Source organism: Sphingopyxis sp. CCNWLW2 (genome assembly GCF_037095755.1).
Taxonomy (GTDB): domain Bacteria; phylum Pseudomonadota; class Alphaproteobacteria; order Sphingomonadales; family Sphingomonadaceae; genus Sphingopyxis.
Window position 1 is genome coordinate 664,975 of the sequence record NZ_JBAWKJ010000001.1, and the last position, 15,026, is coordinate 680,000.

Genomic DNA, 15,026 nt, shown 5'->3' on the forward strand with positions numbered 1-15,026 from the left:
CGAAGACGGAATAACATTTTTTTGACGGACAGACGAACGGTAAATTTCAATATTCGGGATTTTGACGTATTTTTAATACCGGATTGACGACCCTCTCACGGCGGCCAGCATGCGTCCTCGCTAGGCCCTTCGCATCCGCAGCCTGCCGTTCGGCTGGGGCATATGAAAGGGAGTATCTCGATGCGTATCTTCATGGCTCTGCCCCTGTTGCTACTTGCCGCAACACCCGCATTTTCCCAGACCATCGTCGCGACTGCCCCAGCAGGCGAGACCGAGATGGTAAAAGTCAGCTATGCCGACCTTAATCTCGATAGCAGCATCGGCCTGGCCCGTCTCGACAGCCGCCTGCGCGCCGCTGCGCGGTCCGTATGCGACGTCCGCACCGAATATGAAACGAGCCTCCGGGAGGTCGCCGGCAGCCGTTGCTTCCGGAGTGCGCTTTCGAGGGGCCGCGATGCCAGCCGCGAGATTATCGCCGCCCAAAGCGCCGGCACCCCGATGGCGTTGGCCAGCGCGATCGTCGTTTCGCGGCGGTGACACTTTCCGGTCCGTGCCAATAGCGCGGACGCCGCGCTGTCCCTTGCTCCCGTCTCTGGTGGGAGCAACGCCGGAACCGTTCCCCGACGGTTCCGGCGTTTTTCGATCGCGGCATGACAGGCTTCGGCTCGACTTCGGGCGACGCGGGCGGCATAGGAGGGCCGACGTCGCCACCGCAAGGACCAGCATGACCGCCACACCGCGTAACAAGTCCATGATCCAGAGGCTTTACAACTGGACCATGGAGAAATCCGCGCATCCGCACGCCGAATATTGGCTGGCGCTGGTCTCTTTCATCGAAGCGAGCTTCTTCCCGATCCCGCCGCACCCGATGCTGGGGCTGATGTGCCTCGCGAACCCGAAAAAGGCGGTGCGCTATGCGATCATCTGCACGCTCGCGTCGGTCGCGGGCGGCATGCTCGGCTATCTGATCGGTTTCTTTCTCTATGAAAGCGTCGGGCTCGCGCTGCTCGGCGCGCTCGGGCTCACCGATGCCTTCCCGCCGGCCGCCTGCTACCTGCGCGAATTCGGCGCCGAGATCATCCTGATCAAGGGCGCGACGCCGATCCCGTTCAAGCTGCTGACGATCACCGCCGGCTTCATCCACATGAGTTTCTGGACCTTCCTGTGGGCGAGTCTCGCCAGCCGGGCCTTTTCCTTCATGCTCGTCGGAATCCTGTTCCGGCTGTTCGGGGCGCCGATCAAGGCGTTCATCGACAAATATCTGATCTGGGTGACCGGCGCGTTCCTCGTCGCGGTCGTCGCGGGTTTCCTCGCGATCGGCGCGCTGTCGGGCGACGGCAAGTCCAAGGAAGCCGACAAGTGCAGCGGCGCGACGCTGGAGAGCATCGGGTTGGATCGGAAGTAGGGAAGAAGGCCGTCGCCCCCGCGAAGGCGGGGGCCGCTAGCGGTTTACGCAGCGCCCATTGGACAAGGCCGACAGCGCCCCCGCCTTCGCGGGGGCGACGCCAATTACTCGTTCGCCGCCTGGTGCAGCCAATCGGCGTGACGCGGAGCCTTCTTCGTCTGGCTCCATTCTTCGAGCATCAGCGGCGCGACGCGTTTCAGCTCGGCATATTGCTCGTCGGTGCCGATGTCACACGCCAGCTCGACGCGGTGGCCATTGGGGTCGAAGAAATAGATCGACTTGAAGATGCCGTGGTGCGTCGGGCCGAGCACATCGATGCCGTTCGCGGTCAGATGCTCTTTCGCCGCGACCAGCTCGTCATAGCTGCCGACCTTGAACGCGAGATGTTGCACCCACTTGGGCGTATTTTCGTCGCGCCCCATGTCGGGCTGGTTCGGCAGTTCGAAGAAGGCGAGGATGTTGCCGTTCCCCGCGTCGAGGAAGACGTGCATGTACGGGTCATATTCGCCGGTCGACGGCACATGATCCTCGGCGAAGGCGGTGGTGTAAGTCATGCCGAGCATGCGCTCGTACCAATCGACCGTTTCCTTCGCGTCCTTGCAGCGATAGGCGGCGTGGTGAACGCCGCCCAATTTGATCGGGCTCGTCATTCGGCGGGTTCCTCGACGGTCAGCGCTCCGCGGCGAATCTGGTCCATTTCCATCGATTTGAACAGCGCGGTGAAATTGCCTTCGCCGAAACCTTCATCCTTCTTGCGCTGGATGAATTCAAAGAAGACCGGACCGACCACCGTCTGGCCGAAAATCTGGAGGAGCAGGCGCGGGTCGCCTTCCTCGGTCGAACCGTCGAGCAGGATGCCGCGCGACTGGAGGCCCTCGACCGATTCGCCATGGCCCGGAAGCCGCTCTTCGAGCATCTCGTAATAGGTCGCCGGGGGCGCGGGGGCGAACGGGTTGCCGAGCGCTTTCAGCTTGTCCCACGCGGCGTAAAGGTCGTCGCAGCTGAAGGCGATATGCTGGATGCCCTCGCCATTATAGGCGCGCAGATATTCCTCGATCTGCCCCTTGCCGCCCGCGCCCTCTTCGTTGAGCGGGATACGGATCTTGCCGTCGGGGGCGGTCATCGCCTTCGAGGTCAGGCCGGTATATTCGCCCTTGATGTCGAAATAGCGGATTTCGCGGAAGCCCGCGATGCGCTCGTAGAAGGCGGCCCAGTGCGCCATGCGGCCGCCATAGACATTGTGCGTCAGATGATCGATCAGCTGCATGCCCGCGCCGACCGGATGGCGATCGACGCCTTCCTCGTAAACAAAGTCGATGTCGTAGATGCTGAGGTCGTCGCCGTAGCGGTCGATCAGATAGATGATCGAGCCGCCGATGCCGCGGATCGCGGGGAGGCGCAGTTCCATCGGGCCTGTCTTGACCTCGACCGGCTCGGCGCCGCGTGCGACGGCTTCGCTATAGGCCTTGGCCGCATCGCGCACGCGCCAGCCCATGCCACACGCCGACGGACCATGTTCGGCGGCGAAATAGGCCGCGGGCGATTTGGGCTCGTAATTAGCGATCAGGTTGATGCCGCCCTGGCGCCACAGCTGGACGTCCTTCGAGCGGTGGCGCGCGATCTGTGTGAAGCCCATCGCTTCGAAAACCGGCTCGAGAATGCCCTTCTCGGGCGCCGAAAATTCGACGAATTCAAAGCCATCGAGGCCCAGCGGATTATCGAAAAGGTCGGCCATGTCGCATTCCCATCTAGTTTCAATTGAAACTATTATCTCTCACACCGCTGCGCGAGTCAAGGGCTGCGAGACTTGCGGGCTATGGTGTTCGCGAAAGCGCGCGGTCGTCCGAATAGCCCGCCCGCGTGGAAATCTGATCGGCGTCTCCGGCCCGAATCTGGACCTGAAAATAATATTTGTCGGTCGGTCTGCCGCCATCGTCGAAAAAGACGATCTTTACGCGTTGCGCCACGCCGCGCACCAGCGTCATGCGCCCCTTGAAACGCCTTTCCGCCGCCTCGATCCCCTCGCCGCCCGCGAGTTCGGTCATGAGCTTCGCCGGAATGGCGATCGTCAGGCAATTGCGGTCGCGATAGTCGGTTTCGGAATTGAGATAATAGATGCCCTTCTGCTCGCCGACTGCCTTCACCTCCATGCGAAAGGTGCCAGCGATGCCGGCTTTCGGCGCCAGATAGGAGGCATAGGTCACTGCTTCGACCGGCGAAATACAGTCGTCGCTGCAAAATATCGGCCTCCGGGGTGCCGAAGGCTGCGGCGCAGCAACGATGGGATTGCTTGCGAACAGGAGCAAAGTCAAAAGAGACATCGAGCTGTATTTCCTTGCGATTCGAGGAAAGCGAAGCCCCTTTCTCATGTCGGGGACTGCCCGACGCAAGCCCCCTCAGAACGCTTAGGCGGCGGCCGCCGCCTCAAACGCCTCGAGCGCTTCGCTCGCCGTCACCCAGCGCGCTTCGGCGGCTTCCTGCGCGGCGACGATTTTGCCACGCCGCTGCGACAATTCGCTCATCGTAAGGCCCTTATATTCGTTCGCAGCGCCCTGCGGGTCGAACATCGCGCGATCGATGGCGGACAGCACGACCTCATATTTGGCGAGGTCGGCCTCGGCGTCGCTAACGTCTTTTTTGATCTTCGCCGCCGCCTCGCGCGCGGCCGCCGCAGCCTTGCGATCTTCCTTCTTGTCGGCCTTCGACACTTTTTCCTTCGACGGGCCTTTGCCGAGGATCATGTCGACATAATCGTCCATGCTGCCCGAATATTCGCGCGCGGTGCCGTCGTCGACGAGCACGAGCCGGTCGGCGGTGAGTTCGAGCATATGCCGGTCGTGGCTGACGAGCACCACGGCGCCATCGAAATCGTTCAGCGCCTGAACGAGCGCCTCGCGCGCATCGACATCGAGGTGGTTGGTCGGTTCGTCGAGGATGAGCAGGTGCGGCGCGTCGCGCGTGATCAGCGCAAGCGCAAGCCGCGCGCGTTCGCCGCCCGACAGCTTTTTCACCTCGGTCGTCGCCTTGTTGCCCGAAAAGCCGAAGCGGCCGAGCTGGGCGCGGATCGCGCCCTGCGTCTTGCCCTCCATAACCCGCGTCATATGCGCGAGCGGGGTGTCGCTGCCGTCGAGTTCCTCGACCTGATATTGGGTGAAATAACCGACGCGCATCTTGCCCGATGCCGCCATCGCGCCCGCCATCGGCGTCAGCTGCGCCGCGAGCAGGCGCGCGAGCGTCGTCTTGCCGTTGCCGTTGCGGCCGAGCAGCGCGATCCGGTCGTCGGGATCGATGCGCAGGTTGAGCCGCTGCAACACCGGGCGTTCCGCGTAACCGACGCTCGCGAGGTCGAGCGTGATCAGCGGCGGCTTGAGTTCATCGGGGCTCGGGAAATCGAAGGCGAGCGTCTGGTCCTCGGCAAGCGCCGCGATCGGCTGCATCTTGGCGAGCAGTTTGGCGCGCGACTGCGCCTGTTTCGCGGTCGAGGCGCGTGCGCTGTTGCGCGCGACATAGTCCTGGAGCTTCGCGCGCTGCGCATCCTGCGACGCCTTCGCTGCGGCAAGCTGCGCTGCACGCTCGGCGCGCTGGCGCTCGAACGCGTCATAGCCGCCGGCGTATAGCGTGACCTTGCCGCCTTCGAGGTGGAGGATATTGTCGACGACATTGTTGAGCAGGTCGCGCTCGTGGCTGATCACGACGAGCTGCCCCGGATAGGCGCGCAGGAAGTTTTCGAGCCACAAAGTCGCTTCGAGGTCGAGGTGGTTCGATGGTTCGTCGAGCAGCAGCAAATCGGGCTCGGAGAACAGCAGCGCCGCGAGCGCGACGCGCATCTTCCACCCGCCCGAGAAACTGTCGAGCGGCTGGCCCTGCATCTCTTCGTCGAAACCGAGCCCGATCAGGATGCGCGCGGCACGCGCGGGCGCGGTATAGGCGTCGATCGCGATCAGCCGTTCGTGGATATCGCCGAGCTTGTCGGGGTCCCGCTCGACCTCGGAAGCCGTCAGCAGTTCGGCGCGTTCGGTGTCGGCGGCGAGCACGGTGTCGAACGGCGTCGCGGTGCCGTTCGGCGCTTCCTGCGCGATATAGCCGACGCGCGTCTTGCGCGGCATGTCGATGCTGCCCTCGTCGGCTTCGAGCTGGCCGATCATCACCTTCATCAGCGTCGATTTGCCCGCGCCGTTGCGCCCGATCAGCCCGACGCGGCTTTTCGCCGGCAGGCTCGCGGTGGCGCGTTCGAGGATGGCGCGCCCGCCAAGGCGTACTGTGATAGCGTTGATTGTCAGCATGGGCGCGCGCCTAGCATGTTCGGCGCGCCAGCCCAAGTCCCGGACTGGCATTCGGTGCGCAAGTGCGGCAAATTTGGAGAATGACCGGCCTCGCCCCCTTCCACATCGCCTTTCCCGTCGACGATCTGGGCGCCGCGCGCCATTTCTATGGCACCGTCCTCGGCTGCCCCGAAGGGCGCAGCGATGCCGACTGGATCGACTTCAACCTCTACGGCCACCAGATCGTCGCGCATCGCGTCGACACGCCGCGCGCCTCGGCCGCGCATAATCCGGTCGACGGCCATGCGGTGCCGGTGCCGCATTTCGGGGTCGTGCTGCCCCCCGCCGAATGGCAGGCGCTCGCCGAGCGATTGAAGGCCGCGGGGACTGAATTCGTGATCGAACCGCACACGCGCTTTCCCGGCCAGCCGGGCGAGCAGTCGACGATGTTCTTTCACGATCCCGCAGGCAATGCGCTCGAGTTCAAGGCTTTCGCCGATCTGGATCAGCTCTTCGCCAAATAGCGCTAGTGCCCGCCGCCCATCGAAATCTGTTTCGGCCGCGGTGCGAACCACACTGAAATCGCGGCGAGCACGAACACAACGCCCGACGCGAGGAACAGGTGCAGCACCCCGAGCGTCGAGGCCTGCACCTCGACCAGCCGCTCGATCGCGGCGCGCGCCTGTTCGAGCGTGAAGCCGGCATTTTGCAGCGAGGTCATCGTCGCTTCGGGATTGTTGAGCGCCGACACCAGCTCCGACCGCGACGTCCGGCTCGCATCGTCCCACGCGGTCGTTGCAACCGCGGTGCCGATCGCGCCACACAAAGTGCGCAGGAAGCTCATCAACCCCGCCGCCGAGGTCTGGTGCTGCGCGGGCACCGAGCTCAGCGCGAGCGCCGTCAGCCCGACGAAGAAGAAGGGCATGCCGATCCCTTGCAATATATGCGGCAGCGCGAGCGTCCAATAGCCGACATCGGCGTTCCAGCTGGCGCGGAGCACCGACATCACCGCCATCCACAGGATGCCGCCCGATATGGTGATGCGCACGTCGACCTTGGTCATCAGTCCCGCCGCGACCGGCGACAGGAGAACCGCGAACACACCGAGCCAGGCGACGATGAAGCCCGTCTGGGTCGCAGTATAGCCCGCCACCTGCTGGAGCCATAAGGGCGTGAGCACGACCTGCGCAAAGAAGGCGCCGAAGCCCAAGGATATCGCCATGGTCGCGAAGGTGAAGCCACGGAAGCGGAAGATGCGCAAATTCACGACTGGATTGGCGTCGGTGAGTTCCCAGATCACGAAAGCGGCAAAGCTGATCGCTGAAACGACCGCGAGCCCGACGATCCACGTCGATCCGAACCAGTCATGCTCGCGTCCGGTGTCGAGCATGATCTGGAACGCGCCGACCGACACGACGAGCAGGATCAGGCCGATGACATCGATCCGCGCCTTGGCGCGCTTGGTCTCGAACGGCGTGAGCAGCGTGAACACCCCGAACGCGCAGATCGCGACGACGGGCAGGTTGATGAAAAAGATCCACGGCCAGGTCCAATTGTCGCTGATCGTGCCGCCGAGGATCGGCCCGAGGATCGGCGCGGTGGTGGTCGTCATCGCCCAGATCGCGAGGCCGATCCCAGCCTTTTCCTTGGGGAAGATACGCAGCAGCAATATCTGCGAGAGCGGCATTAGCGGTCCGCCGGCGAGCCCCTGCAGCACGCGAAACAGCACGAGCGCGTCGAGCGTGCGCGATACGCCGCAGAGGAAGGAGAAGATGCCGAAGCCGATGATCGAGATCATAAACCAGCGCACGGTGCCGAAACGCATCGCGAGCCAGCCGGTGAGCGGCACGCTGATCGCGTCGGCGACCGCATAGCTGGTGATCACCCACGTCCCCTGCGTCGGCGACACCGCGAGCCCGCCCGCGATATGCGGCACCGACACGTTCGCGATCGTGGTGTCGAGCACCACGACGAAATTGGCGAGCGCGAGCGCAAAGGCCGCGACGATCAGCCGTACGCCGGTCAGCGGTTGCGGTTCGGCCGGGATGCCGGCGGATGAAGCGGAGGCGGCGGCGCTGGCCATGGCTTATCGGCCGCGCGTGTCGATCGTGGCTTCCATCGACAGCCCGACGCGCAGCGGATGGTCCTTGAGCTGCTTTGGATCGAGCGCGATGCGCACCGGCAGGCGCTGCACCACCTTCACCCAATTGCCCGTCGCATTCTGGGCCGGGATCAGCGAGAAAGCTGCGCCGGTGCCGCCGGCGATGCCAACGACCTTGCCGCGATAGACGACGTCGCCGCCATAATAATCCGACACCAGTTCGACCGGCTGGCCAATGCGGATATCCTCGAACTGGCTTTCCTTGAAATTGGCGTCGACATAGGCGGTGGCGATCGGCACGAGCACCATGATCGGCGCGCCCGCGGCGATCCGCTGGCCGACCTGCACCTGCCGGTTGGTGACGATGCCGTCGACCGGCGCGCGCAGCACGGTACGAGCAAGGTCGAGCCGCGCCTTTTCGAGCCGCGCCTCCGCCGCCGCAACGTCGGGTGCGGTATTGATCGTCGTCCCGCGCACGACGGCTTCGGCAGCGCCGAGGTCGCCGGTCGCGGAGCCGCGCGTTGCCTCGGCCGAGGTGATACCGGCGGCGGCGAGGTCGCGTGCAGCCGAAGCCGATGCGAGCGCCGCGCGCGCTGCGGTCAGTTCTTCGCCGGAAACCGCGCCGGTGCCCGCGATGCTTTCGCGCCGCGCGAGTTCGGCGCGGGCGCGTTCGACCGTTGCATTGGCGTCGCGCAGCCGCGCCCGCGCCTGTGCGATATCGGCACCGCGCGCTGTAACGCGCGCGCGCGCCGCATCGGCGTTGGCGTCGGCCTGTCCATAACGCTGGCGCGCGAGGCGCAGCGCCGCTTCGGCGTCGGCGACCGCGATGCGCTGGTCTGCGTCGTCGAGGATGACGAGGATATCGCCCTTCTTCACCGCCTGCGTGCCGCTGACGCGCACTTCCTTGACGGGTCCCGAGACGAGCGCGGTCACCTGCGCCGAGTCCGCGCCGACATAGGCATTGTCGGTGTGGACGCGTCCCGCCTGCGTCAGGAAATACCAGAGGCCCCACAGGACCCCGACCGCCACCACGACGATTGCGAGGATGCGCAGGAGCTTCTTCCGCCTGGCGCCGTTGACTTCGGGGCTGGCTTCGGGAGCGTCGGTTACAGCTGCAGCCGTTTCGTCGGCCATCATTCGTCTCCTGTTGAGTTTTGCGCACGATATCCGCCGCCAAGCGCGCGGATCAGGGCGATATCGAGCGAGAGCTGGCGGGCTTCGAGGTCGGCGACGGCGCGGCTCAAGGCCACCATGCTGTCCTCGGCGGTGAGCTGGACGATCTGGTTCGAGAGGCCGGCGCGGTAACGCAGTCCGGCGAGCTTCGAGGCCTCGGCCGCCGCGGTCAGCGCCTCGCGCCGCCCCACAAGCTGACGTTCGGTCGCGGCGCGGCTCGCCACGATGTCGGCGACATCGCGCAGCGCCCCGATCAGCGTGCGGTCATAGGTCGCAACCGCGACATCATAATCGGCGCGTGATCCGCGGTATTGGCCCTGCAGCCGCCCGCCCTCAAAGATCGGCAGGCTGATCGCAGCGCCGCCATTGCCATATTCGGACCCCGATTTGAACAGGTTGGAGAGCCCTAGCGACTGGAGCCCGACGAGCGCCGACAGGCTGACATTGGGATAAAAATCGGCGCGCGCGACATCGATGCGCTTCGCGGCGGCTTCGGATCGCAGCCGCGCCGCGACGATATCGGGACGCCGCCCGATCAGGTCGATCCCCGCATTGCCTGGCAGACCGAGCGACGGGCGCGCGATCTGCGGGCGCGCGATCGACAGGCCGCGATCGGGCCCGGCACCGATGAGCGCGGCGAGCCGGTTGCGCGTCGTCGCGATCGCTTCTTCGAGCGCAACGACGTCGGCGCGTGCCGAGGCGGCGCGGCTTTCGGCCTGCCGCTGGCTCGCCTGATTTTCGATCCCCGCGCGGGCGCGCTCGCCCGACAGGTCGGCACTCGCGGTGCGGACGCGCACCGCATCATTGGCGACGTCGAGCGCATGATAATAACCGGCGAGATCGGCATAGGCCGACGCGATCCCGGTGGTGAGCATCAGCCGCGCCTGCGCCTCGTCGACGCGCGCTGCCTCGGCTTCCGACGTCGCGGCAGCGAGCGCCGCGCGGTTGCGGCCCCACAAGTCGAGGTTGAAGCTGAAGGTCGCGGCGATATGGCCGGTATCCTGAATGCCGTCGGGCACAAATTCGGGCGGAATGCCCATATTCTTGCTCTGCTGGACGCCGCCCGCGCTCGCCTCGGCGCCGACGCGCGGCAGCAACGCGGCGCCCGCCTGCTGCGCCATCGCCTCGGCCGCGCTGACCCGCGCGGCGGCGATCGCGACATCGGGCGAGCCCTTGAGCCCTTCCTCGATCAGCGCATCGAGCTGGGCATCGCCAAAGCCCTGCCACCAACCTTCACCGGGCCACGCACCCTGTGCGCTGGCGAATGTCGCGTTCGATTCCAGCGACTCGGCCGCCGCCGGAACCGGCTTCGGCCCGAGGTCGGGAACGCTCGCGCAGCCCGCAAGCAGGCCGAAAACAGCGGTGGAGAGAAAAATTGTCCGGGGCATAGCTTCCAACGATACTAGCTGGTATCATGCGCAAATGGACTTCGGAGGATGCGTTGTCAATCGAAATGATACCAGATAGTACGCCTGCCCTCGACGATGCCGCGACGATGCGCCGTAAAGCGTTTGTCGACGCCGCGCGCGAGCTGTTCTTTGCCAATGGTTATGCGGGGACGACGATGTCGTCGATCGCGAGCAAGGTCGGCGGGTCGAAAACGACGCTCTGGACCTATTTCCCGTCGAAGGAGGATCTGTTCGCCGCGGTCGTCGACGATATCGTCGCGCAATATGGCGACGCGCTCGCGATCGATCTGCCGCTTGAGGGGCCGGTTCCCGATGTACTGCGGGTATTCGGCAATCTGCTGATGACCAAGCTGACCGCGACGCCGATCCTGTCGCTTTTTCGCCTCGTCGTCGGCGAAGCCGAACGTTTCCCGCACCTCGCCGAGACATTCTACGAGCGCGGCCCGCGACGCGGCAAGGCGCGCGCGGCCGTCTGGGTGGGCGAAAAGATGGTGCGCGGCGAGATTCGAATGGGCGATCCGATGCGCGCGGTGCAGCAATTCACCGGCCTTTGTCAGTCGGGCGTCTATCAATTCGCGATGCTCAACCTTCCCGAAAGCCGCGACCTCGATCGCCTTCGGGGCGATGTCGACGCCGCGGTCGACGCCTTCTGTCGCGCGTGGGGGCCCGAAGGCTGACCGTCGCCGCGGAAACTTGCTCCCCCCGCCCTCCTGTGCAATAGGCGCCGCCCCCCGACCGGGATCCCCAGCTACAGGAGCATGTCATGGACAAGGCGGCCGCGAGCGCGCTCGGCCTCGATTTCGGCACGACGAACAGCGTCGTCGCGCTCGCCGATGGCGAGGGCGGCACCGAACTGGTCGCGTTCGGCGACGCGGGCGACGCGGTGTTCCGCTCGGCGCTCTGCTTCTGGGAAGAGGAACGCGGCTGGAACGGCATCGCGCACGAGGCGGGTCCGTGGGCGATCGATGAATATCTCCAGTCGCCGCTCGACAGCCGCTTCATCCAGTCGTTCAAGAGCGTCGCCGCGAGCCCGCTGTTCGAGCGCGCGATGATCTTCAACAAGCCGTTCCGCTTCGAGGATATGGGGCGCCTGTTCCTCCAGCGCCTCGTCGCGCATGCCGGCGGCGCGCTCGACGAGCGGCCGCGCCGTATCATCGTCGGCCGTCCGGTCGAATATGCCGGCGCGCGGCCCGACGCCGAACTCGCGCGCCAGCGTTACGACGCGATGCTCGCGGCGTTCGGGACCGAAATCTATTATGTCCACGAACCGCTCGGCGCCGCGCACAGCTATGCCTCGCGCCTGACCGAGCCGGCAACGATCCTCGTCGCCGACTTCGGCGGCGGCACCACCGACTTTTCGATCGTCCGCGTCGCCGAGCCCGGGAGTCCGCGGCGCTGCGTGCCGCTCGCCTCGTCGGGGATCGGCATCGCGGGCGACCGCTTCGATTACCGCATCGTCGACCGGCTGGTGCTGCCGCTGCTCGGCAAGGGCAGCCAATATCGCTCGTTCGACAAGCTGCTCGAAATCCCCGGCGGCTATTTCGCCGATTTCGGTGACTGGTCGCGGCTCGCGATGATGCGAAACCGCCGCACGATCGAGGAAATCCGCCGCCTCCAGCGCGACGCCGAGCGGCCCGACCTGATCGGCCGCATGATCGCGCTGATCGAGCATGAGCAGGGCTTCCCGCTCTATGATGCCGTGGGCAGGCTCAAGCGCGCACTTTCTAGCAGCGATCACGCCGAATTTCACTTCGCCGGTGGCGGAATCGAGATCGGGGCCGACGTGCGGCGCGCCGATTTCGAGCAATGGATCGCCGACGATCTTCGCCGCATCGAGGCGGCGATGGAACAGGCGCTCGCGCGCGCGGGCATCGCGCCCGCGGCGATCGACCGCGTCTTTCTGACCGGCGGCTCGTCGCTGATCCCCGCGATCCGCGCGATGTTCGACCGCCGTTTCGGCGAAGAGCGTATCGCGACCGGCGGCGAGTTGACCTCGATCGCGCACGGGCTCGCCCTGATCGGCGAGGAATCCGACTCGGCCGAATGGGCGGCCTGATCGGGTCGATCGAACCCGGGCGGCTCTGCCGGGCTCGAGATCGTCGTTCCCGAAGGAAAATAGCGAGGGGAATCCGGATATCGGCATGCTCGCCGGCGCCCGCGCGTGCGAAACGCAAAAAAGCCCGCCATCCCAGAAGGAAAAGCGGGTTTTTTGATGATTGCGATTGATCCCGCCAGCGCGGGGGCACGCACAAATGTTGGCGTTCACTTGGGTTCGCTGAGATTTGTGGTGGTTGCGGGAGTAGGATTTGAACCTACGACCTTCAGGTTATGAGCCTGACGAGCTACCGGGCTGCTCCATCCCGCGCCACCAATATGCGGTTCAATGCCCCGATTTTCAACCGAGACAGACCGCAAAAACAGCAAAAGGCCGGCATCGCTGCCGGCCTCTAACTTTGTGAATGGGTCTTCCTTTTTCGACCTTACGCCGGCTGCAATGCCTGGCGACGTCCTACTCTTCCAACGCTTAAGCGGTAGTACCATCGGCGCTGTCAGGTTTCACGGCCGAGTTCGAGATGGGATCGGGTGGGTCACTGACGCCATGGTCACCAAGCAATGAAGCCGGCGTAGGGTCAAAAAGGGTTTCAATCGATGTCCGTGCAATATTTGTCTGATCAATCATCCACTATCGCGGACAAACCGGTCAGGCTTGTCGTTGATGGCGGGACTCTTAAGTGCGAATAGAGCAATTAGTATCGGTTAGCTCCACGCGTTACCGCGCTTCTACATCCGATCTATCAACGTGGTGGTCTTCCACGGCTCTATGAAATCTTATCTTGAGGGAGGCTTCCCGCTTAGATGCTTTCAGCGGTTATCCCGTCCATACATAGCTACCCTGCTGCGCGGCTGGCGCCACGACAGGTACACCAGAGGTATGTTCAACCCGGTCCTCTCGTACTAGGGTCAACTCCTCTCAAATTTCGACGCCCACGGCAGATAGGGACCAAACTGTCTCACGACGTTCTGAACCCAGCTCACGTACCACTTTAATTGGCGAACAGCCAAACCCTTGGGACCTGCTCCAGCCCCAGGATGTGATGAGCCGACATCGAGGTGCCAAACGATTCCGTCGATATGAGCTCTTGGGAATCATCAGCCTGTTATCCCCGGCGTACCTTTTATCCGTTGAGCGATGGCCCTTCCACTCGGGACCACCGGATCACTATGACCGACTTTCGTCTCTGCTCGACTCGTCAGTCTCGCAGTCAGGCAGGCTTATGCCATTGCACTCTTGCAGACGGTTTCCAACCGTCCTGAGCCTACCATCGCGCGCCTCCGTTACTCTTTAGGAGGCGACCGCCCCAGTCAAACTACCCGCCACAGAGGGTCCCTGATCCAGTTTCATGGATCGAGGTTAGACATCAGAAAACAACAGGGTGGTATTTCACCTATGGCTCCACGTCAGCTGGCGCCAACGCTTCAAAGCCTCCCACCTATGCTACACAGTTCTTTCCTAATGCCACTCTGAAGCTGCAGTAAAGGTGCACGGGGTCTTTCCGTCTAACCGCGGGTACTCCGCATCTTCACGGAGAATTCAATTTCGCTGAGCATCTCCTGGAGACAGTGGGGAAGTCGTTACGCCATTCGTGCAGGTCGGAACTTACCCGACAAGGAATTTCGCTACCTTAGGACCGTTATAGTTACGGCCGCCGTTTACCTGGGCTTCATTTCGCAGCTTGCACCACTCCACTTAACCTTCAGGCACCGGGCAGGCGTCAGGCCCTATACGTCGTCTTGAAGCCGACTTAGCAGAGCCCTGTGTTTTTGCTAAACAGTCGCTACCCCCTGGCCTGTGCCCCCTCAAACCGGTTGCCCGGAATGAGGGCCTCCTTCTTCCGAAGGTACGGAGGCAATTTGCCGAGTTCCTTCAGGAGACTTCTCTCAAGCGCCTTGGTATACTCTACCATCCCACCTGTGTCGGTTTAGGGTACGGTCTATAATGGAGGGGCTATTTCCTGGAACCTCTTCAAAGCCTGCTCAATCCAATAAGAGCAGACAATTTACGAGATCCGTCACACACCTCCAGGCCCACGAATATTAACGTGGTTCCCATCGACTACCCCCTTCGGGCTCGTCTTAGGGGCCGGCTTACCCTGCTCAGATTAGCTTTAAGCAGGAACCCTTGGGATTTCGGCGACAGGGCATCTCACCCTGTTTATCGCTACTCATGTCAGCATTCGCACTTCCGATACCTCCACGACCCATTACCAGATCGCTTCATCAGCCTACGGAACGCTCCGCTACCGCGTGTAGTAAACTACACACCCTAAGCTTCGGTGCATCACTTTAGCCCCGTTACATTTTCGCCGCAGGAACCCTTATTTAGACCAGTGAGCTGTTACGCTTTCTTTAAAGGATGGCTGCTTCTAAGCCAACCTCCTGGTTGTTTTGGGATTCCCACATGCTTTACCACTTAGTGATGACTTGGGGACCTTAGCTGTAGGTCAGGGCTGTTTCCCTTTTGACGACGGACCTTAGCACCCGCCGTCTGTCTGCCGGATATTACTCATGGGTATTCGGAGTTTGGTTAGAATTGGTAGATCTCGCGACCCCCGCATCCATCCAGTGCTCTACCCCCCATGGTATTCATCCGACGCTCTACCTCAATAGATTTCGCG

12 protein-coding genes, 1 tRNA gene and 2 rRNA genes (1 of these 15 running past the window's edge) are annotated in these 15,026 nt (G+C 63.6%); 5 read left to right on the forward strand and 10 right to left on the reverse strand.

The genetic code is table 11. The features are described from left to right. Positions 1-180: 180 nt before the first annotated feature. Both V8J55_RS03100 and V8J55_RS03105 read left to right on the forward strand, forming a co-directional pair. Complete coding sequence (locus V8J55_RS03100; protein ID WP_336444342.1) at positions 181-537, forward strand: UrcA family protein; 357 nt, start codon at positions 181-183, stop codon at positions 535-537. Positions 538-751: 214 nt separating this feature from the next. After that, positions 752-1,405, forward strand: coding sequence for a YqaA family protein (locus tag V8J55_RS03105; protein ID WP_336445697.1), 654 nt, complete (start codon positions 752-754; stop codon positions 1,403-1,405). Positions 1,406-1,509: 104 nt separating this feature from the next. On the opposite strand, the gene V8J55_RS03110 is transcribed toward V8J55_RS03105, so the two are convergent. The 4 genes from V8J55_RS03110 to V8J55_RS03125 form a co-directional block, all read right to left on the reverse strand. After that, on the reverse strand, positions 1,510-2,055 hold the full coding sequence (locus V8J55_RS03110) for a VOC family protein (RefSeq protein ID WP_336444343.1): 546 nt from the start codon (positions 2,053-2,055) through the stop codon (positions 1,510-1,512). Continuing rightward, the gene (gene hppD / locus V8J55_RS03115; RefSeq protein WP_336444344.1) at positions 2,052-3,140 is read right to left on the reverse strand and encodes a 4-hydroxyphenylpyruvate dioxygenase; all 1,089 of its coding nucleotides are present in this window, start codon (positions 3,138-3,140) and stop codon (positions 2,052-2,054) included. Before hppD ends, V8J55_RS03110 begins: the two co-directional genes overlap by 4 nt. Before the next feature lie 79 nt (positions 3,141-3,219). Continuing rightward, positions 3,220-3,726, reverse strand: coding sequence for a hypothetical protein (locus V8J55_RS03120; protein ID WP_336444345.1), 507 nt, complete (start codon positions 3,724-3,726; stop codon positions 3,220-3,222). 84 nt (positions 3,727-3,810) lie between these two features. Further along, positions 3,811-5,688, reverse strand: coding sequence for an ABC-F family ATP-binding cassette domain-containing protein (locus tag V8J55_RS03125; RefSeq protein WP_336444346.1), 1,878 nt, complete (start codon positions 5,686-5,688; stop codon positions 3,811-3,813). A gap of 80 nt (positions 5,689-5,768) precedes the next feature. On the opposite strand from V8J55_RS03125, the gene V8J55_RS03130 reads away from it, so the two are divergent. Further along, on the forward strand, positions 5,769-6,191 hold the full coding sequence (locus V8J55_RS03130; protein WP_336444347.1) for a VOC family protein: 423 nt from the start codon (positions 5,769-5,771) through the stop codon (positions 6,189-6,191). A gap of 2 nt (positions 6,192-6,193) precedes the next feature. Here the strand turns inward: V8J55_RS03130 and V8J55_RS03135 are convergent, their stop codons facing one another. Genes V8J55_RS03135 through V8J55_RS03145 form a run of 3 tightly spaced genes read right to left on the reverse strand, consistent with a single transcriptional unit; the run spans position 6,194 to position 10,329 of the window. Next, a complete protein-coding gene (locus tag V8J55_RS03135; RefSeq protein WP_336444348.1) occupies positions 6,194-7,750 on the reverse strand; it encodes a DHA2 family efflux MFS transporter permease subunit in 1,557 nt (518 codons plus the stop codon). A 3-nt stretch (positions 7,751-7,753) separates the two neighbouring features. Next, the gene (locus V8J55_RS03140) at positions 7,754-8,902 is read right to left on the reverse strand and encodes an HlyD family secretion protein (RefSeq protein WP_336444349.1); all 1,149 of its coding nucleotides are present in this window, start codon (positions 8,900-8,902) and stop codon (positions 7,754-7,756) included. Then, on the reverse strand, positions 8,902-10,329 hold the full coding sequence (locus V8J55_RS03145) for an efflux transporter outer membrane subunit (protein WP_336444350.1): 1,428 nt from the start codon (positions 10,327-10,329) through the stop codon (positions 8,902-8,904). Before V8J55_RS03145 ends, V8J55_RS03140 begins: the two co-directional genes overlap by 1 nt. A gap of 53 nt (positions 10,330-10,382) precedes the next feature. Between V8J55_RS03145 and V8J55_RS03150 the strand changes: the two genes are divergently transcribed. Next, positions 10,383-11,027 (forward strand): TetR/AcrR family transcriptional regulator, encoded by a 645-nt coding sequence (locus V8J55_RS03150; protein ID WP_336444351.1) that lies wholly within the window; start codon positions 10,383-10,385, stop codon positions 11,025-11,027. A gap of 86 nt (positions 11,028-11,113) precedes the next feature. Next, entirely contained in the window at positions 11,114-12,406 is a 1,293-nt protein-coding gene (locus V8J55_RS03155) for an Hsp70 family protein (protein WP_336444352.1), read from the forward strand. A gap of 232 nt (positions 12,407-12,638) precedes the next feature. Here V8J55_RS03155 and V8J55_RS03160 read toward each other — a convergent pair. The 3 genes from V8J55_RS03160 to V8J55_RS03170 all read right to left on the reverse strand — a co-directional run. Then, positions 12,639-12,715, reverse strand: a tRNA-Met gene (locus V8J55_RS03160). 131 nt (positions 12,716-12,846) lie between these two features. Further along, positions 12,847-12,961 (reverse strand): 5S ribosomal RNA (rrf, locus tag V8J55_RS03165). Positions 12,962-13,078: 117 nt separating this feature from the next. Then, a 23S ribosomal RNA gene (locus tag V8J55_RS03170) occupies positions 13,079-15,026 on the reverse strand; it runs 845 nt beyond the window's last position.